At 41.8% G+C, this 26,192-nt stretch carries 25 protein-coding genes; 11 read left to right on the top strand and 14 right to left on the bottom strand.

Annotation, left to right across the window (positions count from 1 at the left end; genetic code table 11):
* Positions 1 to 14: 14 nt before the first annotated feature.
* Positions 15 to 293, bottom strand: a complete 279-nt coding sequence (gene ppnP / locus L4C38_RS07430; RefSeq protein ID WP_428796902.1) for a pyrimidine/purine nucleoside phosphorylase — start codon at positions 291 to 293, stop codon at positions 15 to 17.
* A gap of 172 nt (positions 294 to 465) precedes the next feature.
* Here ppnP and L4C38_RS07435 point away from each other — a divergent pair, with 172 nt between their 5' ends.
* The 3 genes from L4C38_RS07435 to L4C38_RS07445 all read left to right on the top strand — a co-directional run bounded on the left by L4C38_RS07435 (position 466) and on the right by L4C38_RS07445 (position 3,625).
* Entirely contained in the window at positions 466 to 1,779 is a 1,314-nt protein-coding gene (locus L4C38_RS07435) for an ABC1 kinase family protein (RefSeq protein WP_428796903.1), read from the top strand.
* Between the two features lie 124 nt (positions 1,780 to 1,903).
* Entirely contained in the window at positions 1,904 to 2,389 is a 486-nt protein-coding gene (locus L4C38_RS07440) for a DUF2850 domain-containing protein (RefSeq protein WP_428796904.1), read from the top strand.
* A gap of 138 nt (positions 2,390 to 2,527) precedes the next feature.
* A complete protein-coding gene (locus L4C38_RS07445) occupies positions 2,528 to 3,625 on the top strand; it encodes a mechanosensitive ion channel family protein (protein WP_428796905.1) in 1,098 nt (365 codons plus the stop codon).
* A 42-nt stretch (positions 3,626 to 3,667) separates the two neighbouring features.
* On the opposite strand, the gene L4C38_RS07450 is transcribed toward L4C38_RS07445, so the two are convergent.
* On the bottom strand, positions 3,668 to 4,231 hold the full coding sequence (locus L4C38_RS07450) for a porin family protein (RefSeq protein ID WP_428796906.1): 564 nt from the start codon (positions 4,229 to 4,231) through the stop codon (positions 3,668 to 3,670).
* Between the two features lie 376 nt (positions 4,232 to 4,607).
* Here L4C38_RS07450 and L4C38_RS07455 point away from each other — a divergent pair, with 376 nt between their 5' ends.
* Complete coding sequence (locus L4C38_RS07455; RefSeq protein ID WP_428796907.1) at positions 4,608 to 5,219, top strand: TetR/AcrR family transcriptional regulator; 612 nt, start codon at positions 4,608 to 4,610, stop codon at positions 5,217 to 5,219.
* 107 nt (positions 5,220 to 5,326) lie between these two features.
* Here the strand turns inward: L4C38_RS07455 and L4C38_RS07460 are convergent, their stop codons facing one another.
* From L4C38_RS07460 to L4C38_RS07510, 11 genes are all read right to left on the bottom strand, one after another.
* On the bottom strand, positions 5,327 to 5,755 hold the full coding sequence (locus tag L4C38_RS07460) for a VOC family protein (RefSeq protein ID WP_428796908.1): 429 nt from the start codon (positions 5,753 to 5,755) through the stop codon (positions 5,327 to 5,329).
* Positions 5,756 to 5,937: 182 nt separating this feature from the next.
* On the bottom strand, positions 5,938 to 6,951 hold the full coding sequence (locus L4C38_RS07465; RefSeq protein ID WP_428796909.1) for an acyltransferase family protein: 1,014 nt from the start codon (positions 6,949 to 6,951) through the stop codon (positions 5,938 to 5,940).
* 292 nt (positions 6,952 to 7,243) lie between these two features.
* A complete protein-coding gene (locus tag L4C38_RS07470) occupies positions 7,244 to 7,759 on the bottom strand; it encodes a GNAT family N-acetyltransferase (RefSeq protein ID WP_428796910.1) in 516 nt (171 codons plus the stop codon).
* Positions 7,760 to 7,833: 74 nt separating this feature from the next.
* Positions 7,834 to 8,052 (bottom strand): VF530 family protein, encoded by a 219-nt coding sequence (locus L4C38_RS07475; RefSeq protein WP_428796911.1) that lies wholly within the window; start codon positions 8,050 to 8,052, stop codon positions 7,834 to 7,836.
* A 321-nt stretch (positions 8,053 to 8,373) separates the two neighbouring features.
* On the bottom strand, positions 8,374 to 8,727 hold the full coding sequence (gene rplT, locus L4C38_RS07480; protein WP_428796912.1) for a 50S ribosomal protein L20: 354 nt from the start codon (positions 8,725 to 8,727) through the stop codon (positions 8,374 to 8,376).
* A 41-nt stretch (positions 8,728 to 8,768) separates the two neighbouring features.
* Positions 8,769 to 8,963, bottom strand: a complete 195-nt coding sequence (gene rpmI / locus L4C38_RS07485; protein ID WP_428796913.1) for a 50S ribosomal protein L35 — start codon at positions 8,961 to 8,963, stop codon at positions 8,769 to 8,771.
* A gap of 121 nt (positions 8,964 to 9,084) precedes the next feature.
* Positions 9,085 to 9,636, bottom strand: coding sequence for a translation initiation factor IF-3 (gene infC, locus L4C38_RS07490; RefSeq protein ID WP_428797168.1), 552 nt, complete (start codon positions 9,634 to 9,636; stop codon positions 9,085 to 9,087).
* Between the two features lie 3 nt (positions 9,637 to 9,639).
* Entirely contained in the window at positions 9,640 to 11,568 is a 1,929-nt protein-coding gene (gene thrS / locus L4C38_RS07495; RefSeq protein ID WP_428796914.1) for a threonine--tRNA ligase, read from the bottom strand.
* Positions 11,569 to 11,875: 307 nt separating this feature from the next.
* Entirely contained in the window at positions 11,876 to 13,504 is a 1,629-nt protein-coding gene (locus L4C38_RS07500) for a methyl-accepting chemotaxis protein (protein WP_428796915.1), read from the bottom strand.
* Between the two features lie 521 nt (positions 13,505 to 14,025).
* Positions 14,026 to 15,654: a methyl-accepting chemotaxis protein gene (locus tag L4C38_RS07505; protein WP_428796916.1), complete on the bottom strand. Its 1,629-nt coding sequence runs from the start codon at positions 15,652 to 15,654 to the stop codon at positions 14,026 to 14,028.
* Positions 15,655 to 16,199: 545 nt separating this feature from the next.
* Positions 16,200 to 16,640 carry an Lrp/AsnC family transcriptional regulator gene (locus tag L4C38_RS07510; RefSeq protein ID WP_428796917.1) on the bottom strand — a complete coding sequence of 147 codons (441 nt, stop codon included), beginning with the start codon at positions 16,638 to 16,640 and terminating at the stop codon, positions 16,200 to 16,202.
* Between the two features lie 134 nt (positions 16,641 to 16,774).
* Between L4C38_RS07510 and L4C38_RS07515 the strand changes: the two genes are divergently transcribed.
* Together L4C38_RS07515 and L4C38_RS07520 are read left to right on the top strand one after the other, a co-directional pair.
* Positions 16,775 to 17,362 (top strand): LysE family translocator, encoded by a 588-nt coding sequence (locus L4C38_RS07515; RefSeq protein ID WP_428796918.1) that lies wholly within the window; start codon positions 16,775 to 16,777, stop codon positions 17,360 to 17,362.
* A 116-nt stretch (positions 17,363 to 17,478) separates the two neighbouring features.
* Positions 17,479 to 18,243 (top strand): siderophore-interacting protein, encoded by a 765-nt coding sequence (locus L4C38_RS07520; RefSeq protein WP_428796919.1) that lies wholly within the window; start codon positions 17,479 to 17,481, stop codon positions 18,241 to 18,243.
* A 150-nt stretch (positions 18,244 to 18,393) separates the two neighbouring features.
* Here the strand turns inward: L4C38_RS07520 and L4C38_RS07525 are convergent, their stop codons facing one another.
* Complete coding sequence (locus L4C38_RS07525; RefSeq protein WP_428796920.1) at positions 18,394 to 19,266, bottom strand: LysR family transcriptional regulator; 873 nt, start codon at positions 19,264 to 19,266, stop codon at positions 18,394 to 18,396.
* Between the two features lie 183 nt (positions 19,267 to 19,449).
* On the opposite strand from L4C38_RS07525, the gene L4C38_RS07530 reads away from it, so the two are divergent.
* The 5 genes from L4C38_RS07530 (at position 19,450) to L4C38_RS07550 (ending at position 26,176) form a co-directional block, all read left to right on the top strand.
* Positions 19,450 to 20,598, top strand: coding sequence for an S-(hydroxymethyl)glutathione dehydrogenase/class III alcohol dehydrogenase (locus L4C38_RS07530; protein WP_428796921.1), 1,149 nt, complete (start codon positions 19,450 to 19,452; stop codon positions 20,596 to 20,598).
* A 108-nt stretch (positions 20,599 to 20,706) separates the two neighbouring features.
* Positions 20,707 to 21,546: an S-formylglutathione hydrolase gene (gene fghA / locus L4C38_RS07535; RefSeq protein WP_428796922.1), complete on the top strand. Its 840-nt coding sequence runs from the start codon at positions 20,707 to 20,709 to the stop codon at positions 21,544 to 21,546.
* Positions 21,547 to 21,706: 160 nt separating this feature from the next.
* Positions 21,707 to 22,108, top strand: coding sequence for a hypothetical protein (locus L4C38_RS07540; protein WP_428796923.1), 402 nt, complete (start codon positions 21,707 to 21,709; stop codon positions 22,106 to 22,108).
* Positions 22,109 to 22,210: 102 nt separating this feature from the next.
* Complete coding sequence (locus tag L4C38_RS07545) at positions 22,211 to 23,890, top strand: pseudouridine synthase (protein WP_428796924.1); 1,680 nt, start codon at positions 22,211 to 22,213, stop codon at positions 23,888 to 23,890.
* A gap of 135 nt (positions 23,891 to 24,025) precedes the next feature.
* The gene (locus L4C38_RS07550) at positions 24,026 to 26,176 is read left to right on the top strand and encodes a sensor domain-containing diguanylate cyclase (protein WP_428796925.1); all 2,151 of its coding nucleotides are present in this window, start codon (positions 24,026 to 24,028) and stop codon (positions 26,174 to 26,176) included.
* Positions 26,177 to 26,192: the final 16 nt, after the last annotated feature.

Consider the following 26,192-nt stretch of genomic DNA (forward strand, 5'->3'; position numbering starts at 1 on the left):
AGCGCGGCTTTTATTTACAAATACTCACACAAGTAAGCAGTTGCAATCTCCACTTTCAGTTGGAAAGAAGAATCACCTGCAACATTGAACGATTCGCCATCGCGGAAAGTAACCCAATCCGCTTCGCCTTCTCTTTTAATCGTCAATGCACCTTTTATCACCGACATCTTTTCAGGTGATGCTGTACCAAATGTGTACTCACCTGGAGCCATTACGCCAACACTTGATTCATCACTGTATTGAGTAAAAGCCAGTGACTGTACATTTCCCTCGAAATAAACATTGTGCTTCATTTTTCTTCCTTGCTTTATTGAACAATACATCACGGTTCAATTTAAAAACCGAAACCTGTGATCTTGTATCTCAAAACTTGCACTACAACAAGCATTAACTTAGGGTTCAATAATTGACCAGTTCATTATTTCATTTTTTGAGGGCAGTCTTTAAGCGACTTTAATTAACTCTATGTCAGATCAAGAATCCAAAATTCCAACTCATCGCTTATCCCGTATCAGCCAATTTGCGTCACTTGCCACGCGAATTGGCGGCAATGTCGTAGCAGAAGGAACCAAGCAGTGGCTCAAAGGCGAGCGACCTCAAGCAAAAGATCTACTGCTGACACCATCCAACATTAAACGTGTAGCTGACCAACTCGCTCATTTACGCGGCGCTGCGATGAAAGTCGGACAAATGCTCTCGATGGATAGCGGTGATTTACTCTCACCAGAGTTAACTGAGATTCTTGCTCGGCTTCGTTCCGATGCCAACCCTATGCTATCCAAACAATTAAATGGTGCCCTTGAGCAAGGTCTGGGAGTGAATTGGAAACAAGAGTTCCTTTCATTTAACTTCAAACCTATTGCCAGTGCATCCATAGGGCAAGTTCATCAAGCCTACACTGATGATGGTGAGAAAATCGCCGTTAAAGTTCAATACCCTAGCATTCGTAATAGCATAGACAGTGATGTAGACAACGTGGCGACCTTACTCAACATCGTCGGTGTAATTCCGAAAGACATCGATGTAAAAAGTCTGCTTGAAGAAGCAAAAAAACAGCTACATGCGGAAGCAAACTATCAATTGGAGTGCCATTATCTAACGCGTTATAAAGCACATCTAGATGGCAATCCCTCTTTCATCGTCCCCAAAGCTTATTCAAACTTAAGTAGTGAAACCGTTTTGACTATGGAATACGTAGAAGGAGAAACGATTGAAACCTTGATTGAAGCTCCGCAAGTGCTCAGAGATCGGGTCATGCGTAGCTTGCTTGAGCTTTTGTTTGCCGAGTTATTTGAATTCCAGCTAGTTCAAACAGACCCAAACTTCGCTAATTACCTCTATAACCATCAGGAAAGCAAGGTTGTACTACTCGACTTTGGTGCAACACGTGAATACAGCGACCAAATTAGTACTGGCTATCAAAACGCATTTCGCGCTGTTATCGAAGATGATCATCGTTCACTTGAGTCCGCTCTCACCCAAATCGGCTTCTTTAGCCAAACTATCGTTGAGAGCCAAAAACAGGCGATTCTTGACCTCGTTTCCCTTGCTTGTGAGCCTATGCGCCATCAAGGATGCTATGATTTTGGTCAATCAGATCTTGCCAATAAGATTCGCCAGCAAGGTACCGCTCTTAGTTTGCAGGAGAACTATTGGCATACGCCTCCTATTGATGCAATATTCCTTCATCGAAAAATCGGCGGGTTATATCTTTTAGCTGCAAAGCTCAAAGCTAGGATCGACATCCAAAGTTTGGTTATGCCGTACCTGAAAATGTAAATTCAGTTTGTGCTTAACATCAAACTTCCTTCCATCGAGATTGCGTTAAAAGACAATATCTTACAAGCTTTGCATCACTGAGACATTGATTCAGTCTTGTGCAGTATAAGTGAGGTAAGTAGTAGTGACGTTATACTCGTTTAATAAGCAATCTACTGAGCGAAAAATAAGTGCAAGCATCCCCATTATTCACATAGTCTTTTTGTGTCTCGTCAGTCTAATTTTGGGCGCTTTTTCTGTTTTGATCTATTTCAGCTACCAAGACTATATTGCCCCTGAAAATGTCTATGGTCGCTGGCTTGAAGTGGGAACTCCCTCTTACAACAGAGCGTCAATAGAATTTAACCAAGATGGTGTTTTTCGCAATCAACGAATGGTGGCAACTCAATTCGAGTTCGATGGTCGCCAAATTCATGTGACAACTGGCTCAGGTATATCCATCTATCAACTAACGGTAGCCAAACAAACTCCACAATTGAAACGAATTCAGCCAAATAGCCCAACTCAACGATTCGTAAAACTAGGCTACGAACACACTGTTGATATGGAAGGGGGTGGCATAGCGAAAAGACGCCGCGTAGCATTAGCTGAACACTTCAATGAAAAATAACCTTTGGGTATAAGAACTCACTCACATCTATCACCTAGCCGTTTTCCTCTCGCCTTTGAACCGATATACTCACTCAATATGCGGCGCATAACATGGCATTGATTGTCACCTTTTTCTGATCACTTTAGAACTCTAATAATGAATGAACTAAAATCACTGCTTCCAAGCACTTGGTCATCTTTCTATCAGCAACTCGATTCAAACGTGTTGCTTCTTACCGTCACCAGCCTCGTTGCTTGGCTCATTTGGCGTGTTGTTTACGGACGGCTGGAAATGTTAGTTGCCCGTACTGCGATACATTGGGATGACTTAACGCTTCATGCTCTAAAAACGCCTATTAGCACTCTTATCTGGTGTTGGCCCGCGACCATTTCACTAGGCTTTTTACTTCAGCAACAAATGGGAACAACATTAGATTGGCTAAGCACTTTGAAGCTCATTTTGGTCATTGCCATCTTCATTTGGTTTACGATGCGACTGATCAATAATGTTGAAGAATATGTGTTGTTACAAAAGAAACGCGATGAGACTACGGTTCAAGCAGTCGCGAAAGTCGCGCGCCTGTTCTTCCTTACTATTGGTGCACTCACCATCATGCAAGCTTTTGGGCTTAGTCTTTCTGGCTTGCTTACCTTTGGTGGCGTCGGTGGGTTAATTGTCGGTTTAGCGGCAAAAGATCTGCTTTCCAATTTCTTTGGTGGGATGATGATTTACTTTGATCGCCCTTTTAAAGTTGGTGACTGGATCCGCTCTCCGGATCGTCAAATTGAAGGGACTGTTGAGCGTATTGGTTGGCGTATGACGATAATACGAACTTTTGACAAGCGTCCACTCTACGTCCCTAACTCTGTGTTTAGCAACATTGTGGTCGAAAACCCATCGCGCATGCTCAACCGCCGTATCTATGAAACCGTAGGGTTACGTTATGAGGATGGCAGCAAAGTCGAACAGATCGCCAATGAAATCAAAGCTATGTTGGAAACGCATCCGGATATTGATGCCAACCAAACAATGATCGTCAATCTAAATGGCTTCGGTCCATCCTCTTTAAATTTGATGGTCTATACCTTTACTAAAACCGTCAATTGGATTCGCTATCAAGAAATAAAGCAAGATGTGCTGCTGAAGATAATGGCGATTGTTAACCAAAATGGCGCAGATATCGCCTTCCCGACCCAAACCATCAAAATCGACCCGGGCACTGCTGGGAATCTAACTTCGATGATTGATCAATAAATGCAACCCCACCGGCTTTGCTGGCGGGGGACCATACAAACATTAGAACTGATAACCGATGGTTAACCCTAGCTGAGTAAAGTCGTAAGTTGAAAGCGAATCTTCAACCTCAAATAGGTCATAGCTCAAATCTAAATAGACATTTGCACTCGAAGTAAACCGAGCTCCAACACCATAGTAAAGCTGACTTGATGATGCGCTAGTATTTCCTGTAATGTCCCCTGTCAGAGTCGCGTCTTCACTATAGCTTGATAAACCTATTGCGACATAAGGTTTGAATACTCCTATAGCGCTTTCAAGCGGATAACCTAAGTCAAAACCACCTTTGAAAGTACTTCCATCAAAGTCAGCTTTTACATAGTTCGAACCATCCGTGAAAGACATGTCCCCTTCATTTTGCTCATAACTTAGTTTAATACCGATGTAAGGGTTTACATCATAACCAAATTCTAGTTTGAACCCACTTCCATAGTCACTAGATTGGAAAGAATTATCCATGTCTGTTTGGGAATAACCGCCCCCTAAACGAAAGCTGTTCGATTCACTAGCTACAACTGGCACACTCACTACAGCAATAGCTGTAAATAATAAGATATTACGTTTCATATTTCCTCCATAAAGTATGGGGAAAGGCTACCAGCTGGCTGTATGCATATCACTGCGTATTAGCACTTTAGTTTATTCATCTCGACCAACTGCAACTAAAGTTAACCGCTAGCTGCAAATTTTTACAAGACTAAAAATGGTAAAATTAATTATCATGCACCTACTATAAGAAAAGTAGTAACTCAACCTACTTCCATGAAAGATTTCGTTGCTCTGTATAATTATAAAATGCTTGAAAATTACTTTTAACTAAACCAATCATCTATTTTTATGACCTATGCGCTATCTTAAAAAGTAAACGATAGTGTATACTTTGTAAATTGACTCATTAAAAGTAAACAATATCGTTTACTTTTGTCTGCTATGGGACCAATCCATGGTTAAGATAAGCGACATAAAACAAGAAGATATCATTAATACCGCCATTTTGGTGTTTTCTCAAAAAGGTTTTGAGCAAGCCAGTATGGAAGGTATTTCAAAGCAGGCTGGTGTTTCCAAACGTACGCTCTACAAATACTACCCAAACAAAGAAGCTCTGTTTGAAGTAATCGTAGACAAGCTGATGTGCCGTTTTAACGACCCAACCATGCAAAAATTTGAGCCTTCCGTACCTGTCGAAGTGCAGCTAACAGAGCTAACCTTGAACCAGCTTTGCTATGTCAACACAGAAGAATTCCAAGTTATCGCACGTATGGTAATGGCAGAGTGTATACGATGCCCGAAAGCCTCTAAAGTGCTGATGACAAAATTTGGCTCAGTGGAAGACTGCTATGGTTTACATGAATGGGTACGCCAAGGTATAGAGCTACGCCAACTTGAAGTGGATAATATACAGCTAGCGGTCGAGCAATACATTGGCTGTATTAAAGCCGTGGCTTTCTGGCCACAGCTACTCGCACACCAGACGCCGCCAAGCTGTGATGAACTTAAAGTGATTATTGATGAAGCAGTAAAAGGATTTATCGCCACTTACGCTGTTAATCGTTAAAAATTCACCCTTTTTGGCTCTGCAGCATCTGCGCGCTGCATTTCGAAGCCAACCGCTCAGCTTTAAGTCAGAATCAATAGTACTCATTCCTCAAGAGGTAATGAGTACTATTGATTTTTGCTACGTAGAACAATTGGGTGATCTTCATTTAGTTGCAACAAGTCCCAACGATTCCCGTACAAATCTTCAAAAACGGCAACTGTACCGTATTCTGCCTCACTCGGTGGTCTGACAAAAGTAATACCCAGCGAAAGCATCCGCTCGTAATCTCGCCAAAAGTCATCGGTATTGAGAAATAGGAACACTCTTCCACCGGCTTGATTACCGATGAAGTCATGCTGCTCCGGCTTTGAGGCTTTTGCCAGCAACAACGCCACGCCATTACTCCCTGGAGGCGCAACCACGACCCAACGCTTGTCTTGCTCAGGTTGATACGTATCTTCTATCAACTCAAATCTCAGTTTATTGACATAAAAATCGATCGCTTCATCGTAATCACGCACAACTAGCGCAATATGCACAATGGATTGTTTCATCCTAACCTCACTATCAACAAATTGGATCTACGAGAAAATGAACGACACTATAAGTACGCCATTTCTCAATAGCAAACCAATTTATCATCTAGCCTACATCGAAGGTCAGCCTATCCTTGATTGGCGCCAAGACCAAGCGCATTGAAGCGAAGCGGAACCGAGTTGGGTTTGTTAGGACGGCACTACCCAGTCAGGAGATTTTTTAGGTTTCTTTTTTGTCTTTCGCTTCTTAGCCTAGTTGAAATAATCTTAACCAAACTAACTTGCAAGTAAGTAATCATTATTGCAAAAGTTAAAACGACCATATATTTTATAACGAATGTATCATTGTAAAACCTAACAAATGGTATATGCCATAGATATATCCATATTGAGTTTCTTGCGCAAAAAGAGATAATTAATTTAAATATATTAAACTCGATATATTCATTATATCTACCAATAACATAAAATAGCACACAAGAAATAAGAATGGCATACGAACAATAATATATTGATGGTGGGTACTTGAGCTCTTGCGTAGGGATCACGCTACCGCTTAATACATATAGAGTAACGCAAATAGAAAGAAACACTGTACCACTGACAATTATTAATGTGAACAAAGCTTTATGAGGTATTGATTTCAAACGCAAACCAATCGAAAAAATTATTGCGTAAGGGACAAGATAATGAGTGACTAAGGACATGGACTTTAATAAACCTTCGTCAACATAAGGCATTGAGACAAATCTGATGCATTCATAAACAATGAAAATTATTGCAATAACTGTAAAATACAAACTATCCGATATGGTATTACGATGAAAACGATATAGTAATGGTGATACGATAGAAACTAGAAGAAATACTTTGATAATCCAAACATAGCCGATACCATCGATTAATAGATATGAATTCATTATTGTTTCAAAGTTCAAGTCATCACTATTTGGTATAAACAACCATTGTAATAAAAAATAGCCTGTTAGAAACAACCAAACCGGAAGCAGCAAGCGCGATATTCTTTTACATATAAATGAGCAATAGCTGTCCTTATTATCGTAGCTTATTGCAAATGACATCCCTGAGATCATAACCATCAATGGCACATCAAAATTTCTCATTTGGAAGATAAATCCAGGCGGTTCAACATGAGCAAGGACAATCATCGCCAAACCAATAAATCTAAGTATATCTATATCAAAGTCCCGCATACAAAGAGCATCCTTGCCGTTATAAGTAAAATATTACTCCCCTCAGCAATTTGATTTGCATCTACCCTAACGCGACTTATATCGTCCATCGGTGTGCTCAGCTCATCAAGAAGTGGAGTATCAAATACTATAACTAGGTCTTAGTATGAAAACCTGAGAAAATGATCACATTTTATACACTATGCATTCTCATATATGGGACGCCCCAGAAATCCAAATTAGTAACAATTTGACTTTAGTCTAAAAAACATAAAGTGAACGCCATTCACTAAATTTACATTCTAAAATATTATCAACTAGTTACCGACATAGTAAAGATCAAATCCGAGTACAGATCCCCAGCTATTTCATATGCATTGGGAGTAATACTCGTTAGCTTAAAACCACATTTTACCAGCACTCGCTCTGATGCAATATTACCCTCGGTGACAATGGCTTTGAAATCACGAATATTCAACTGAGAAACGGCCCATTCAATCAAGGCATCCAGTGATTCTGTAGCATATTTCTGACCATGGTATTCAGGTAGCAACAGATAACCAACTTCCGCGATTCCATCTTTAAGAGAGAAGCCGGTAACACCGATCATTTCATCAGTATTGTGCTCAACTAAGACGAGACAAAGCCAAGCTCCTGAATCTGCTGTCCATGCCAAGAGTCTTTCTTGAAACTTCTCTTGAACGCTTTGAAGGTTGGGAATATCAAAGCACAATGCGACTACGCCAGGGTCGGTATGAAGTCGAAGAAATAGAGGCCAATCCTCCTGTGAGATTTGGCGTAACGTTAATCTATCTGTTGCGATTTCCACTCTTGCGCTCCTTTATCACCCTGTGCTGAGTCAATTCACAGCAAAAACTGTAGATTAAATCTCGCGGGCGTTATTTAAGAAAATGTGTTGATATACAAAGATTCTACCTTGTCCCTAGCCCACTGTGTTTTGCGTAGAAACTTAAGCGAAGATTTAATCGATGGATCATTATCAAAACAGTTCACGTTAATTTCGCGATGCAATCCGGTCCAACCATAATGTTCGACCAACCGCGTCAAAATTTTCTCGAGAGACAGACCGTGAAGAGGGTTATTTGGCTGATCTTGTTTCATGAAGCTTAATTTCCTAATTAGGGATAACGTTGAATCCGCTTAGAGCATGATTCTTAAAGCGTCATTTTAACAAGCTCATCAATGTTTACCTAACAAAACTGCGACAGACTGTAAGCATAAACCCTCTGTCACTCTTCTTGAGCAAAACCTTAATACAACGACACCTAATAAGAAATGGGATGCAGGCAGGACCTACTTAGCGGCAGATGAAGGCTGGATTTGTTTAGCAGCTATTATTTTCTAAATTATTTCGGTCTTTCTTAAATAACAGGCAATAAAAAGGAGAGCAAATGCTCTCCTTTTTTTTAACCTAACTGCTAATTAAAGAGCAGCTTTCGCTTTTTCAACTAGTACTGCAAATGCAACTTTGTCGAATACTGCGATGTCAGCAAGAATCTTACGGTCGATCTCGATAGATGCTTTCTTAAGACCGTTAATGAAACGGCTGTAAGATAGACCATTTTGACGAGATGCCGCGTTGATACGTGCAATCCATAGTTGACGGAATTGACGTTTCTTGTTGCGACGGTCACGGTAAGCGTATTGACCAGCTTTGGTAACTGCTTGGAAAGCTACGCGGTAAACACGTGAACGTGCTCCGTAGTAACCTTTAGCTTGTTTTAGAACTTTCTTATGACGTGCACGAGCTTGTACACCACGTTTTACGCGAGGCATTATGCTTCTCCTAAACTAAACGATTATTAAACTAAAAAGAATTAAGCGTATGGCAACATACGCATAACTGCAGCCACTTCACATTTAGGAAGGATTGCGTTAGGACGTAGTTGACGCTTGTTCTTAGTAGTACGCTTAGTCAAGATGTGACGTTTTGTAGCGTGCTTGAACTTAATACCACCAGCAGTTTTCTTAAAACGCTTAGCAGCACCTCTGTTGGTTTTCATCTTAGGCATGATGAATAACTCCGCATTGTTGAGTTGTTTATAACAATAGTAATTAGGGCGAACAAAACCCAGCCGCCAGACCTTTATAAAAAGGGCAACAGCTGAGTTTTCTTACTTGTAAGGCCGATAATTACTTCTTTTTAGGGGCCAACACCATGATCATCTGACGACCTTCGATACGGCTTGGGAAAGATTCTACTACAGCAAATTCTACAGTATCTTCTTTTAAGCGACGAAGAACATCAACACCGATGTCTTGGTGAGCCATCTCACGGCCACGGAAGCGAATAGTTACTTTCACTTTGTTGCCGTCTTCTAGGAAACCAGTCAGGTTGCGTAGTTTTACCTGATAGTCTCCAATATCAGTTCCAGGTCGGAATTTAATTTCCTTAATCTGAACCTGTTTTTGCTTTTTCTTCTGCTCTTTAGCAGACTTGCTCTTCTCAAAGAGGAACTTACCGTAGTCCATCACTCGACAGACTGGTGGCTCGGCGTTAGGACTGATCTCAACAAGATCCATTCCTGCTTCTTCAGCAGCTGCGATCGCGTCTTGGATCGATACAACGCCAACTGATTCACCGTCAGCGCCAGTTAAACGAACTTCACGAACGCCACGAATTTCACCGTTTAAACGGTGTGGGTTTTGTTTTACCGGCTGTTGGCCGCGTCTTCCGCCTTTAATAGCTTATTCCTCCAGATTGAGCTTACGGCTAGTGATCTCGTTTTGGATGTATGTAATTAAGTCATCCACTTTAAATTTACCGAGATCCTTGCCTCTACGTGTACGAACTGCGATTTCGCCTGCTTCCATCTCTTGGTCGCCACAAACTAGCATATACGGTACACGCTTCAATGTATGTTCGCGGATTTTAAAGCCAATCTTCTCATTTCTCAAGTCCGCTTTGGCTCTAATTCCACTTTTTTGTAATTTTTTCGCTACTTCTTGTGCGTAATCAGCCTGTTTGTCAGTAATGTTCATAATTACTACTTGTTCAGGAGCCAACCACGTTGGGAAGAAGCCCGCGTATTCCTCAATAAGAATACCGATAAAACGCTCTAGAGAGCCTAGAATCGCACGGTGAATCATTACTGGTACAAGACGCTCATTATTCTCACCTACGTAAGTCGCACCAAGGCGAGTCGGTAGGTTGAAGTCTAGCTGAACTGTACCACATTGCCACGCACGATCTAAGCAATCATGTAAAGTAAATTCAATCTTAGGACCATAGAATGCACCTTCGCCTTCTTGAATTTCATATGGAATATCCATTGATTCAAGAGATAGTTTCAGAGCTTCTTCTGATTGATCCCAAATTTCGTCAGAACCTACACGATTTTCAGGGCGAGTTGATAGTTTAACAACAATGTTGTTAAAACCAAACGTCTGATACGTATCATAAACCATTTTGATGCAGCTAGTCACTTCCTCTTGGATTTGACTCTCAGTACAGAAGATATGAGCATCATCCTGAGTAAAGCCACGTACACGCATAATGCCATGTAACGCACCCGATGGTTCGTTACGGTGACATGAGCCAAACTCTGCCATACGTAATGGTAGGTCACGGTAAGACTTTAGACCTTGGTTAAAGATCTGAATATGACCTGGGCAGTTCATTGGTTTCAGTGCGTATTCACGGTTCTCTGAAGAAGTCGTGAACATCGCTTCTGCATATTTATCCCAGTGACCTGAACGTTCCCAAAGAACGCGATCCATAATTAATGGACCTTTTACTTCTTGGTAACCGTATTCGTCAAGCTTAGTGCGTACAAATACTTCAAGATCGCGGAAAATTGACCAACCGTTATGATGCCAGAACACCATACCAGGTGCTTCTTGCTGCATATGGAATAAATCAAGCTGCTTACCCAATTTACGGTGGTCGCGTTTTGCCGCTTCTTCAAGACGAGTCAGATGCGCCTTAAGTGCTTTCTTATCATGGAAAGCAGTACCGTAAATACGTTGCAGCATCTTGTTGTCGCTGTTACCACGCCAGTAGGCACCTGCAACATTCAATAATGTGAAATGCTGACAGAAGCTCATATTTGGAACGTGAGGACCACGACACATGTCGATGTATTCTTCGTGATGGTATAGACCTGGACGATCGTCGCGAGCAACGTTCTCATCCAAAATTTCCATCTTGTAAGTTTCGCCACGCGCTTCGAATGCATCGCGCGCTTCCTGCCAGCTAACTTTCTTTTTAACAACTTCGTACTTGGTCTTAGCAAGCTCTTTCATACGCTTTTCGATCTTTTCAAGATCGTCTTGCGTTAGCGACTCTTCTAGATCGATATCGTAGTAGAAACCGCTGTCGATCGTTGGACCGATCGCCATTTTAGCTTGAGGGAAAAGCTGCTTGATTGCATGTCCTAGAAGGTGTGCGCAAGAGTGACGAACGATCTCTAGACCGTCTACTTCATCTTTTACGGTGATGATTTCTAGGCTTGCGTCTTGTTCAATAAGATCACATGCATCAACGCGTTGACCGTTTACTCGACCTGCAATGGTTGCTTTTGCAAGACCAGGACCGATAGATTGCGCTACTTCGAGAGTAGATACTGGGTTGTCAAATGGACGCTGACTGCCGTCAGGAAGTGTAATAATAGGCATGTATAATCCTTACAGTGGTGTTGCATACTAAGCAACACTTGCTAGTTTTAATCGTTTCACATCTGCGAAAAAATTAGGAAAATCGTGTGTTTATTCGCATTTAGAGACAAATACGGATGCCCCTTTCTACGAACAGGCGCACATTGTAACTGAAGTTTGCAAAATAACAATCAAGTTCACATAAATTACTTAGCAATCTTTACTCTTAAAAATAACGCTTATAAAAACAGAAAAAAAACACCGTAATGAATACTCAAATACGATGTCTTTTTTCTGTTTATTACGAGACTTTAATCTCGCTTAGTGTTTATATTTTAAAGAATGAAAGCTGGGCCTTTTGTCTCTCTGCAAGTTGAGACAATTCGTTACTTGCACTCGCACTTTGGCTTATGCCTGCAACATTTTGATTGACCAACTCAGACATATTTACCACGTTGCGGTTAATGTCTTGTGTCACTTGAGATTGTTCTTCAGCTGCTGTTGCTACTTGAGCATTAGCATCATTGATTCGAGTAACCGCATCGGTAATGCCTGTTAACGCATCGTTGGCATGACGAGATAGCTCATTATTCTTATTTAACATTTCAAGGCTTAGCTGCATGCTGTCATTCGCAAGCCCCGATTGTTTTTGTAACTCTTCAATGATGCTTTGAATTTCAACCGTTGATTCTTGTGTGCGCGCCGCTAGTAAACGGACTTCATCTGCAACAACTGCAAAGCCACGACCTGTTTCACCTGCACGTGCAGCCTCAATCGCGGCATTAAGTGCGAGCAAGTTCGTTTGCTGTGAAATCCCGCTGATCACCTCAATGACGTTATTAATCTGTTCTGATTGCTCTTTTAGTTTCGTCACCACTACAGCGGCATCGTTTAGTGCATCCCCCATTTGGTCACTTGCCACACTACTTTCATTAAACGTAGCAAGAGCCGATTGCGCCAACTGATCGGCTTCGCGTGCTGTAGAGTCCGCCAATTGAGCGTTATCACTGACGTTGTCCGCCGTGCTTGCCAATTCATTAACCGCTGATGCTACTTGTTCAATTTCAGCCAATTCTTGCTGTGAGTTACCTTGTGCTTGAGTCATCACCGCTGCCAGCTCGGTTGATGCTGATGCCACCTCTTCACTGATACGAATAAGCTGATCGGTCGTTTGCGCTAACTGTTCAACCGTTAAATTAACGTCTTTGTTTAGCTGAGCGATTTCATTCTCGCCATCCACATCCGCACGAACAGTAAGATCACCCTCTGAAATACGACGCATCACGCTTTGTAGTTTCTGTATAGGTGTCACTATCATTCCAGAAAGAATCCAAGCAACCATAAGAGATAACGCCAAGACTCCAAGCACTGTCCATGTAGCGACATTTTGTACACTGTCCGCTGCACGTTCACTCTCTACCATAGCCTTATTCGCCACATCATTGACTTTGCTCGACAGATCATTGATGGATTCAACCATCGCTTTACCGACTTCGCGATACTTCGTAATAAACTGGCTATATTCTTGCTCTGAAACGTTACCATTATCACGGCGTTCAAAAAACTTAACTGCCTGTTCAGAAAGCAAAATATACTCTTCGATTTTCTCTCTAACGATCTTTGATTCAGATTCGAACGTTCCTTGAGCCTCGATATTATCAAGAGATGAATTTATGTCTTTCATCCCCTCTTTTAGTTCACCAAGAAACTTTTCTCTTAGACTTGCATCATAAATCGCATACACAGCACTAATGCGTAGTGGATAAACGCGATCATCAATTTTAGCTAATGCATCTTTATTTGAGACCAAAGATTGTGTATTAGATGAAATCAATTCTTGCTCTGTTTGTAGATTATTTTTAGTTATCCAAAGCGAGATAAGTAAAGCGAAAGTAGTAAACAGTACTGGTATTAGTACTTGGGTTCGTATTGAAAAATTCTTCATCGAAAAATGCATTCTGTCCTCAAATAATTTGTTATGACAACGTATCTCGCAGCTGGGAATGTTCCCATCTCTGGCTCGCATGCTATTACAAATTATAAAAAACCTCCACACTACTAAGCCATTAATTCTTAAAAATATTCCCTCATTTTTACGCCATAATTTCGCCAGATCGTCAATTTGATGTCGCTCATTGATTAACCTATTGATGTGCTTAAAAAACCAAAACAAAATTATCGTTTTGTTATAACTAACCAATAGAAAATTTGAAGCGCATGTGCAGTCTCACTTACTACTCTGTTGCATATGACTTTCTATAATTTTGTTACTACACCATAAAAAAAGCACCGTGATGAATACTCAAACACGGTGCTTTTTTAGTTCTCACGAGACTTTAATCTCGCTTATACCCGTCATACTTGAAGTTGCAGCGGTGTTGGCTGTGTTCGTGCGCCCCAATCACATAGTTCACCTATGCTCAGGGGACTTTCTTACTTGCCGCCTACCTGCATATTCAAGTTTATTGGGTATAGTCTTTATATTTTAAAGAATGAAAGCTGGGCTTTTTGTCTTTCTGCAAGTTGAGACAATTCGTTACTTGCACTCGCACTTTGGCTTATGCCTGCAACATTTTGATTGACCAACTCAGACATATTTACCACGTTGCGGTTAATGTCTTGTGTCACTTGAGATTGTTCTTCAGCTGCTGTTGCTACTTGAGCATTAGCATCATTGATTCGAGTAACCGCATCGGTAATGCCTGTTAACGCATCGTTGGCATGACGAGATAGCTCATTGTTCTTGTTTAGCATTTCAAGGCTTAGCTGCATGCTGTCATTCGCAAGACCCGATTGTTTTTGTAACTCTTCAATGATGCTTTGAATTTCAACCGTTGATTCTTGTGTACGCGCCGCTAGTAAACGAACTTCATCTGCAACAACCGCAAAGCCACGTCCTGTTTCACCTGCACGTGCAGCCTCAATCGCGGCATTAAGTGCGAGCAAGTTCGTTTGCTGTGAAATACCGCTGATCACTTCAATAACGTTGTTAATCTGTTCTGATTGCTCTTTTAGTTTCGTCACCACTACAGCGGCATCGTTTAGTGCGTGCCCCATTTGGTCACTTGCCACACTACTTTCATTAAACGTAGCAAGAGCCGATTGCGCCAACTGATCGGCTTCGCGTGCTGTAGAGTCCGCCAATTGAGCGTTATCACTGACGTTGTCCGCCGTGCTTGCCAATTCGTTAACCGCTGATGCTACTTGTTCAATTTCAGCCAATTCTTGCTGTGAGTTGCCTTGTGCTTGAGTCATCACCGCTGCCAGCTCGGTCGATGCTGAGGCTACATCCTCACTGATTCTTATCAACTGTTCGGAAATCGTACCAAGCTGTTCTACCGTTAAATTGACGTCTTGATTTAATCGAGATATTTCATTCTTACCATCGGCAACAGCTCGAACAGTCAGATCGCCTTCGGCAACCCGACGCATTACATTTTGCAGTTGTTGTATTGGCGTCACAATCAGCCCCGATAGAACCCATGCTACAAATAACGACAATGCCAAGACACTAAGCACTGTTACCATTGCTACATTTTGCACACCATCTGCCGCTTCTTGCGCTTCAATCATCACCACGCCATTGAACTTATTAACAGTGCTAGACATTGCGTTGATCGCCTCTGCCAGTTCCATACCCGCCTGTTTATAAGTATTGATAAAGTCATTGTATTCTTTTTCTGAAACTAACCCTTGATCACGACGTGTATAAAATTCTATTGCCCCTTCAGACACTACGATATATTGATCTATTTTATCTCTTACCAATAAAGACTCTGTGCGGAATGTTCCGCGCGCCTCAATTACATCAAGTATTGCCTTAACCTCGTCCATACCCTGTGTTAATTCGTTTAAGAACGTGGCTCTACGCTGCGGGTCGTAAGTCGCATAAACGGAACTAATACGTAATGGATAAATACTGTCATCGATATTGGCGAGCGTGTCTTTATAGAAAACCAACGAGTCTGTATGGTCCAGCATCACAGCTTGCTCTTCTTGCAAGTTATTTTTCGTAATCCAAAGCGCCACGAACAAAGCAACTATGGTAAACAGAACTGGGATAAGCACCTGTGTGCGAATAGAAAGATTTTTCATCGAAAACTGCATATACGACCTCAATTTGCATGTTATAGCTTTTATCCATATATCGGTATGGCGTTATTACTTACAAGAAGAATCGGATGCTATTACAAATTATTACAGAATGCCATGTGAATAAGGTCCTAATTATTAGTGGCTGTACTTTATTGTTATATACCGCAGCTTCACCACACCGACTAAGAACACCACAAGGCAAGCATAAGGCATTGATTAATAATAACTAATAAGATAATTAAGAATATTAAAATGCACTAAGCCGCGTGTAACCTGACCTTAATTCTAATTTCAACATTTGGAACTAGAGTCAACCTATTATAATAGCTCAATATGTTAACTCTATATTTAATTATATTACTTCCAAATAATCATTCATAATTCAATGCTGTCTGATTGGTTAATTTTCAACCAAGAATATATAAATATTACCACATTATGTTTCACTATATAAATTCCAATGCTAGCTAAACCAATCTGACTTATATCGCTATTTTAGCCTTATGAGTTAGTAACGTTAATTATCCGCCACTCCAGTTGACAAGCTATATTAACGATTAGCGGGTATCTTTGGGTGATTCCATCACAACCATGGTGGTGATGGAATTGACTTGCTCACATTCACCCAATACATCTGAATGGAATTTTTTGTAACTAGCCAAGTTTCGAGTTTCCACCCGAAGTAAATACTCATTTGCACCCGTGATGTTATGGCACTCCACCACTTCATCAACAAAGCGTACATGCTCTTCAAACGCCAATTGCGCTTTTTTACGGTGGCTTGTCAAACCAATCGACACATACGCAATAAAACCTATACCTAGCTCGCTGGTATTCAGTTTTGCCTTATATCCGGTTATCACACCACGCTTTTCCAAATCCTGAACTCGTCGCAAAGTAGCAGAAGGCGACAACCCTATTCGTTCTGCTAGGTCGACATTGGACATTCGACCGTCAGACTTCAGCTTTTGCAATATTCTTTCGTCAAATCTATCCATTCTGCGCCTTTGTTGTTTATATTTATCTAAATAGCACAATAAAAACACAAAATTGAGCAAAAAACTACGTAGACTGTTTTTAAACCAGTCACATACACAACTTTATTCAATTTTTAGGAGTTCAATAGAATATTATGCAATGGGAACATGTTACCGCTTTAGTGCTTTTTGCCTTTGTGTCTACTTTTACACCTGGTCCCAATAATCTAATGTTGATGACCTCAGGTGCCAATGTAGGCTTTAACAAAACCATTCCTCATATGCTTGGCGTCACTATTGGTTTTCCAATAATGGTCGTGCTGGTTGGGTTAGGGTTAGTTGAAATATTTGATCTCTATCCAATGATTCATCAAATACTAAAAATCGCCAGTTTGTCTTACCTTGTATATTTGGCCTATCAAATTGCTCGTAGCCAACCGCCTCAAAATGAAGGAGGCAACTACAAGCCACTAAGCTTTCTCAAAGCCGCTAGCTTTCAATGGGTCAACCCGAAGGGTTGGTCGATGGCACTTACCGCTGTCACAGTCTACAACCCTGAAAATAGCTTGTTTGGGCTAGCCTTAATCGCCATTATCTATGCTATAGCCAACATCCCATCCGGTTCTTTTTGGATCATCGCAGGTAAACAACTACAGTACTTATTAACCAACAGTACGCGCATCCGTGTGTTCAATTACACTATGGCGGCATTACTTATTGTTTCTACACTACCGATGATTTGAGTTATATACCCAATGAACACTTTAAAGTAACAAATGTAAATTAGCTTAAAGATGCTGCGTACTCGGCAAATTGAGTGTTATTCTAAATGAGAAGAAGAATAATTATCGAGTACGCCATGCAACAACACGAATCACAAATTGTCACCGTCCGCAGTAGCGAAACGATTACTCCAAACATGCAGCGCTTAATATTACAAGGTGAGGTGCTCCGTAGCTTTCCTGATGATTGCGAAGGCGGTTACATCAAACTTTTATTCAATTCACAAGGTGGTACCGACCTTTCAGACATCGCTGAAGGTGAACGCCCTGTGATGCGCACTTACACTATTCGCAGGTATATGCCCGATCATCACTCCATTGAAGTCGATTTCGTCCGTCATATAACTCAAGATAGCCAATGTGGTTTCGCCTCACGCTGGGCAATCAACGCTCAAGTTGGTGATGCTATTGAAATTCGGGGACCCGGCAGCATTTCAAACTTGAATCACGATGCAGACTGGTTCCTACTAGCGGCTGATATGACCGCACTTCCCGCTTTGTCGGCGAAAGTGAAACAATTACCAAGTAATGCTCAAGGTTATGCGATTATTCAGCTAGTGAATGACGATGATCGTCAGCATCTTGAAGTGCCTTCAGGTATTGAAGTCCACTGGATAACAGAAGAAATATCACAAGCAGTACGTTTGCTCACCTGGCTTGAAGGACAAGCATCAGCGTGGGTGGCATGTGAGTTCGATTCAATGCGCGGGTTACGCCAATATCTACGCAATGAGAAAGAAATAGGACGTGACTTTATTTATATCAGCAGTTATTGGAAGAACGGCGTGGCTGAAGACGGGCACAAAGTGCTCAAACAGCAAGACGCTCAAGAAAATGACTAGTCTCTCGTTTCGATATTTCGTAAGCGTATATACCCAAGCAACTTGAAGGTGCAGGTAGACGACAAACGAACAAAGCCTCTGAGCATAGATTTACTATGCGATGAGGTTTGTCAGAGCAAGTCAACACCGCTGCAACTTCAAGGTGAAAGACTATTCTGCCATTTGCTCTGCAAGAAAATCTATCAACAAACGTACTTTTGGTGATAAGTTGCGATTTTGTGGGTATAGAGCCCAAATCCCCTCACGTTCATCGCGGTATTCTTTGAGTACTTCGACCAACTCACCGTTATCTAATGCGGTTTGCACGTAGTAGTCGGGTAATTGAATTAACCCTAAGCCTCGTTTTGCTCCATCTAGCAAAGCAAAACCAGAGTTACATTGTATTCGACCTGTCACCCTCACTGACTTTTCACTCTTCTGTTGCCTAAATCGCCAATGCGCCATTGAACTCACTAAGCATTGATGGCGGGCTAATTCAGACAAGCTATGCGGCGCACCATATTTCATAATATAGTCAGGGCTCGCACATACATACAATTGCCGAGAAGATAAACGCTTTGCTACTAATGTTGAATCTCGTAGCCGCCCCAATCTGATAGCCACATCATAGCCTGCTTCTATTAGATCAACAGTTTGGTTAGTTAAATCAAGCTCAAGATCAATTTGGGGATAACGCAATAAAAATTCGTTCAATAACGGCGCAACATGAATTTCGCCATAGGTTACTGGTGCGGTAATTTTTATTTTACCTTTAGGTATTGCTTGCAACTGTGTAACCGCAAGTTCCGCTAGCTCTAAACCTTCGACAAGTAACTTACACTGTTCAAAGTAAACTAACCCAGCCTCTGTAAGCGTTACTTTTCGTGTTGTTCTGTGCAGTAACTTAACCGCTAAACGCTCTTCCAACGCAGCAACACGTCGACTTACTTGCGCCACCGAGGTATTAAGCTTCTTTGCCGCCCCGGTAAAGCTGTACGTTTCAGCTACGGCAACAAATTCACTCACACCTTCCCAATTCGCCATCTCAAACCTTTATTATTACACATGCGTAAAAATCATTTACATAATAGCCTAATTATCATTTTAATTGAAACAGATAAAATGCACACCATCTGATAAGGCAGCGTAAAGCTGAAACCTTAACTAAGCTTTAAATCATTATTCGATACCGGTGACTAAACACGGGTACTTAAGAAGGAAAACGCAATGGCGCTTGAAATCAAACCAGGTCAAACTCACATCAAATCAAAAGCAATGGTTGCTTGGGCAGCCGGCGAACCATTAAAAATGGAAGAGGTTGACGTTCAACTACCTAAAGCAGGCGAAGTTCTTGTTCGCATAGTAGCAACTGGTGTTTGTCACACAGACGCATTTACACTATCAGGTGACGATCCTGAAGGTATCTTCCCTTCAATTCTAGGTCACGAAGGTGGCGGTATCGTTGAGATGATCGGCGAAGGTGTAACAAGCGTTGAAGTTGGCGACCATGTTATCCCACTTTACACAGCAGAATGTGGCGAATGTAAATTCTGTAAATCTGGTAAAACTAACCTTTGCCAAGCAGTACGCGTAACACAAGGTCAAGGTCTAATGCCAGATGGTACTAGTCGCTTCTCTATCAATGGCGAAACAATCTTCCATTACATGGGTTGTTCTACTTTCTCTGAATACACTGTATTGCCAGAAATCTCTCTTGCGAAAGTAAGTAAAGAAGCGCCGCTTGAAGAAGTTTGTCTACTGGGTTGTGGCGTTACAACTGGCATGGGTGCGGTTCTAAACACTGCAAAAGTAGAAAAAGGCGACAATGTTGCTGTATTCGGTCTAGGTGGTATTGGTCTTTCTGCAATCATCGGTGCTCGCATGGCAGGTGCTAACCGCATCATCGGTGTAGATATCAACGAAAGCAAATTTGAACTTGCAAAACAACTAGGTGCGACTGACTGCATCAACCCAATGAAATTCGACAAACCAATCCAAGATGTAATTGTTGAAATGACTGACGGTGGTGTTGAGTACTCGTTCGAGTGTATCGGTAACGTCAATGTTATGCGTCAAGCACTTGAATGCTGCCATAAAGGTTGGGGCGAATCAGTAATCATTGGCGTTGCTGGTGCAGGTCAAGAGATCTCAACTCGTCCATTCCAACTAGTGACTGGTCGCGTATGGCGCGGTAGTGCTTTTGGTGGTGTTAAAGGTCGCTCTGAACTTCCTGAAATCGTTAACCGTTACATGGCGGGTGAATTTGGTCTTCAAGAATTCATTACTCACACCATGGGGCTGGAAGACGTAAACGAAGCGTTTGAATTGATGCACAAAGGTGAATCTATTCGTACTGTTCTACATATGGATAAGTAATAGAATAGCCCTCTAGCCTTACAATTAGGCTCTTCAGCTAAAGTTGGAGAGCCTACGGCAAGCAGAACTGTCCTAGCCTTCCATTTTAGTTTTACCGAGAGATTATCCATGACCATCGAAAACATCAGCCAAGCCAAAGTCTTTGGTGGCTGGCACAAACAGTACACGCATGAGTCTCAAAGCCTCAATTGCTCAATGCGATTTGCGATTTACTTGCCGCCAAGTGCAACGCCAGCGACACCAGTACCTGTCGTTTATTGGTTATCAGGTTTGACTTGTACTGATGAAAACTTCATGCAGAAAGCTGGGGCATTTAGCGCAGCAGCCGAGCTTGGTATTGCGATTGTAGCACCAGATACCAGCCCTAGAGGTGATGATGTTGCAGACGATGAAAACTATGATCTAGGTAAAGGCGCTGGCTTTTATCTCAATGCGACTCAAGCGCCTTGGAATGCACATTACCGTATGTATGATTACATCGTGGATGAACTACCAGCGTTGATTGAAGCAAACTTCCCTGTCTCTAGCCTGAAGTCTATTTCTGGTCATAGTATGGGTGGACATGGAGCGCTGACCATTGGTCTAAAAAATAGCGATAACTATCGTTCTATCTCTGCATTTAGTCCCATCAGCAACCCAATGCAATGCCCTTGGGGGCAAAAAGCATTTAACGCTTATTTGGGCAAATCAGTAGAGAACTGGAAAGCATACGACGCATCAGAGCTGCTCAAACTGGGTATGGCAACATTGCCAATGCTTGTTGATCAAGGTGACGCCGATAACTTCCTGCATGAGCAACTAAAACCTGAAGCATTGATCCATGCAGCACAACTACATAACAGTGAGCTGACCTTAAGAATGCAGCCAGGTTATGACCACAGCTATTACTTTATTTCTAGCTTTATAGAAGAACATTTGCGTTTTCACGCTAAATATTTGTTCGCTTAGATTACCGCTTTCAAAGTGACAAATGACAAGCCCCTCTTCACTGCCTTTTGAGGGGCTTTCTCTATTTTAATCGCCCACTTTTTTTCGATTGCGTTGCGCTCGTCGCTCACTGCGTTAAACTAGCCTCACATCTCACTTGCTTGCTGTAATCCGATTGACCATGTCTAAAATTAAAATTGCTTTCCTAACATTAATTCTCATCGCATCCGCTGTTGCTGCGTGGGTTTTTATCCCTACTCACACCAGCCTTGGCCACCAGATAGCCTCTAAGCCTGTAGGTAAGAATTTAACTCTAGTAGGGTACAAAATCGCCTCGACGGAGAAGAAGCTGAACAAACTGAATCAATACTATTTAATCGAGAATGGCAGCGAGATTGGCGATCAAGAACCGCTAATCACGACATCGGATCAATTTCTACGCATCAAATCAGTCAAAGACAATACTTTTACTTTGACGGTAAAAGGTCGTATTGAGCAATACCGCAACGATATTTGGGTAGAAAAATCAGATGGGACTGTAGAGCATTGGCTAGTTAGTTTGGACTCAAGCTACGTACGCTAAACTTGTTACGCACCGATTCGATGCCGCCTTGCTTACTGAGGTGGCATTCCTTTCTTAAACAGGTAAAATCGCGACTCTCAATAACGCTGATAGAATTTTACCATGCACCAACCTGAGCAACTCTTTACCCGTTTTGACGCCAATATCGACAGTATCGATTTACCAAGCGCGTTTACTTTCCCTTTTTACTATCAGCCACATCCTCTTTGCGTTATCGCCTCGACTGAACTGCAGCTACACATCGAAGCTCAATCTCATTGGCAACACAACTTTGGCACTGAAGGGGAAGAGTCGGGAACTGGCAAAATGTTTGGTGTACTTCTGGTCCGTTCTCCGCAAGGTGAACTCGGTTACCTAAGTGCTTTTTCTGGCAAAATTGCCGAACAAAATTTGCTGCCGAAATTTGTTCCACCAGTATTTGATATTCTGGCAGAAGAGTACTTCTTTCATACCGAATTAGCTCAAATCACTACGCTGAATACTCGTGTAAAACAGCTCTCAGCCGATCCCAAACTGGCAGAACTGAAACAGACCCTTGCTCATCTTAAGGCGAAGTATCAGCAACAAGAGCAGCAACAGCGCCAAGCGATCATCGACGCTCGCGCCGAGCGAAAACTACAACGCCAGCACGCAGAGCAAAACCTTGCGGTAGAAGATCTCAAAGCTGCTCTTGACGATCTCGCTAAACAAAGTGTTGCTGAGAAAAATACCCTAAAATACCTTAAGTTAGAATGGGACGTGAAGATTACTCAGGTTCAATCTGAGTTAACACAGTATACTGACGGCATTCACCAAGCTAAGTGTCAGCGGAAAGATCTATCGAGTGCGTTGCAAAACAAGCTATTTGAGCAATATTGCTTTCTCAACGGTGAAGGCGAAGCAAAGTCACTAAAAGCTATCTTTGCAGCAACCTCTACCCCAACACCACCAGTAGGTGCGGGTGAATGCGCAGCGCCGAAACTACTACACTACGCCTACAAATATAGCTTCACGCCACTGGCAATGGCGGAGTTTTGGTGGGGCGCATCACCCAAATCAGAAATTCGACAGCACAAAAAATTCTACCCTTCATGCCATGGCAAATGTAACCCTATTCTAGGGCACATGCTGCAAGGACTAGAGGTCGATCCAAACCCATTGGAAGAGAACTGGGGGAAAAACAAGCCACTCGAAGTAATCTACCAAGATGACGCCATTGTAGTCGTCAACAAACCACCTGGGTTGTTATCCGTGCCGGGAAAAACGATTAAGGATTCAGTATACACTCGTGTACAAGGTCTATTCCCTGATGTTGAAGGTCCCTTTGTGCTACATCGACTTGATATGGCAACCTCAGGTCTATTGGTTTTTGCTTTAACACGTCGCGCAAATAAGAGCCTACAAAAGCAGTTTATTACTCGTGGCATTGAGAAGCGTTATTTGGCTACGGTAGAAGGCGTTGTTTCTCAGCAAAGCGGTGAAATAAATTTACCTATGCGAGGAGACCCAGATGATCGCCCACGTCAATTGGTCTGTTTTGAACATGGTAAACCCGCAACAACGTACTGGGATCTTATTGAGGTAAACAATGGACGAAGCAAGTTATACATGTATCCCAAAACAGGTCGAACCCACCAACTTCGCGTGCACTGTGCCCATTACCTTGGGTTAAATATACCCATGGTTGGCGACGGTCTTTATGGTGAAAAAGATTCACGCTTACACCTTCATGCTGAACGATTAGCATTTAATCACCCTTACACGATACAGCGCATGGTATTCAGTGCTGAGTGTGATTTCTAAACAGTGTGCAAACGACACTTCTTCATTTTATGCCACCAAAAAATTCGTCTCACCCTTTACTGGTCCGATTGCTAATCATTTTATTTCATATAAGTACCAGAGCCCGTATAATATACGGACTCTGGAGGAAAGCGAATGAGTCACGCCGCAATAAAAAAAATAAAAGCGATCATGTCCCAATTACCACTTACACAAGGTATTGAGGGCGTAGCACAAACTAAGCAAAAAATTAACCACGTCTGCCGAGAATTTAATTACCAATTACCTACGCATTTTACCCTTATTTTAGAAGCGGTTAAATGCAACCGAAACAACAATCGCCGTAAAGCAGTAGACGCGTTTGAGGAGGCATTATCCCTTTGTCGGGATGAAGATATTGCAGAACGATTACAAATCAAAACTCTATTGGGCTCAATATATGCCGACTATGACGAGTTACACAAAGCGTATGCACTTTATAGCGATGTACTTGAACATGCCTATCGCTTAGATGCGAACTACCTATCCTTTGCATACACTAACATCAGTGACTTTTATCTCTGTTTAGGTCAATTCGACAAAGCTTACCAAATCGCGGCTTATGGCGCGCAATATGGTGAAAAAATAGGTCATCATTCAAACCATGCTATCTGTTTATTAAATATGGGATACGCGCTTGGTTATAAACACAGTGAACATAAACAAGCAATTTTACACTGTAAACGGGCACTAGAGTTAGGTCATGCAAACAGAGCAACACGTGTCAAAGCCATTGCTCACGGATACATAGCTCAAGTTATGGCACGTAATGCCAACATTTATTCCTCAACGGATATAAACCATCACTTCGAACAAGCAGATCTTTTCTTTACGGGTATTTTTGACAATCACAATCGAACCGAATGCCGTGTCCATCATATCGCCTATATAAGTGAATTTGGTAACCAACGCCAAGCATTGGATCAAGCTCTCAAGCTCTATGAAGAAATAAACCCTGAAGACAACTACGGCTTCTTTGCTCTCTTATGTGATTGTTTATGTAATCTATTGGATAACGACAACAATTCGGCGCTACTTTGCAAAGTTCAATCTAATTATATTAAAGTGACTCAGCAACATCTCAGAAGGCTCCAAGATAAAGAGTTTGACAACTTGCTTAGCCAAATTGAAAAAGCCACTCAAAATCATGAATTGTTGGTATTGGATAAGATGCAGCAGCACATTGCCGCTGTAACGGATGTGGGTCAATCCATCGCGACATCAGAGAATATTGCAGATAACTTGGAAATGATCTTTGAAAAAATTTGTTCCATATTTCCGACTAATGAGTTTGGTATTGCCCTCTACCATGAAGATATCGATACGCTCGACTACTGTTATTTCTACGATTCCAATGGTCCGGTCGATAATTTTACGGTGAATTGTACGACGCAATATTCGGTTGGAAGCTATGTAATAAAAAATAAGCGAACCGTACATCTAAATCGTATTAATGATGAAGCGATGAACATGTTTGTGCCGATAGACGAGCGAAATACAAAAACATGTGCTCAGTTTAGAAACGACACGCCAGTACAATCGATAATCATCACGCCCATTTTAATGCAAAATAAAGTACTGGGCGTACTTTCCATTCAGCATCATTTGTCTGATCAGTACTTACAGTATCACTGCAACTTGTTCGAACAACTGGCGAGTTTTATTGCCGTTGCGTTGGAGAATCATATACAGCGCAATCGTCTAGAAAGTGCCTATAAAAAACTAGACACGTTATCAAAGACCGATCCGTTAACAGGGCTATACAACCGCTATCAGCTTGATAATATTGCGCCCGAACTGATTGCTAGAATGACTGAATTACATACCAATCTCTCGATTGCGGTAATTGATGTTGATTACTACAAGGGCTATAACGATTTCCATGGGCACCACCAAGGAGATATTGCGCTTGAGCTTATTGCCAATGAAATGAAAAAGGTATTTGCTAGTAATAATGACTACCTATTCCGCTATGGCGGGGATGAGTTTTTACTGCTTAGCTCTAACAGCTCAACACAAAAACTGACCGCAAAGCTAGAACAGTTACAACAAGCAGTAAGAGGGCTAGCCTTGGTAAACCCACTTTCAACTTGTAGCGAATACGTCACCCTTTCAATCGGTGCCGCGACTTGCTGCCACACTCAACACAATGAAGGTGATTTTCTGAGTTTATTCAACTTGGCCGATCAAGAGTTATACAAAATAAAAAAAGCCGGACGTAACCGCTTAAGCATAGCCAATCAATGCTTAACTAAAGAGCCCACATAGTTACCACTCTAAGCTG

Origin of the sequence: Vibrio kasasachensis, assembly GCF_050337565.1 — a bacterium.
Classification (GTDB): Bacteria; Pseudomonadota; Gammaproteobacteria; order Enterobacterales; family Vibrionaceae; genus Vibrio; species Vibrio kasasachensis.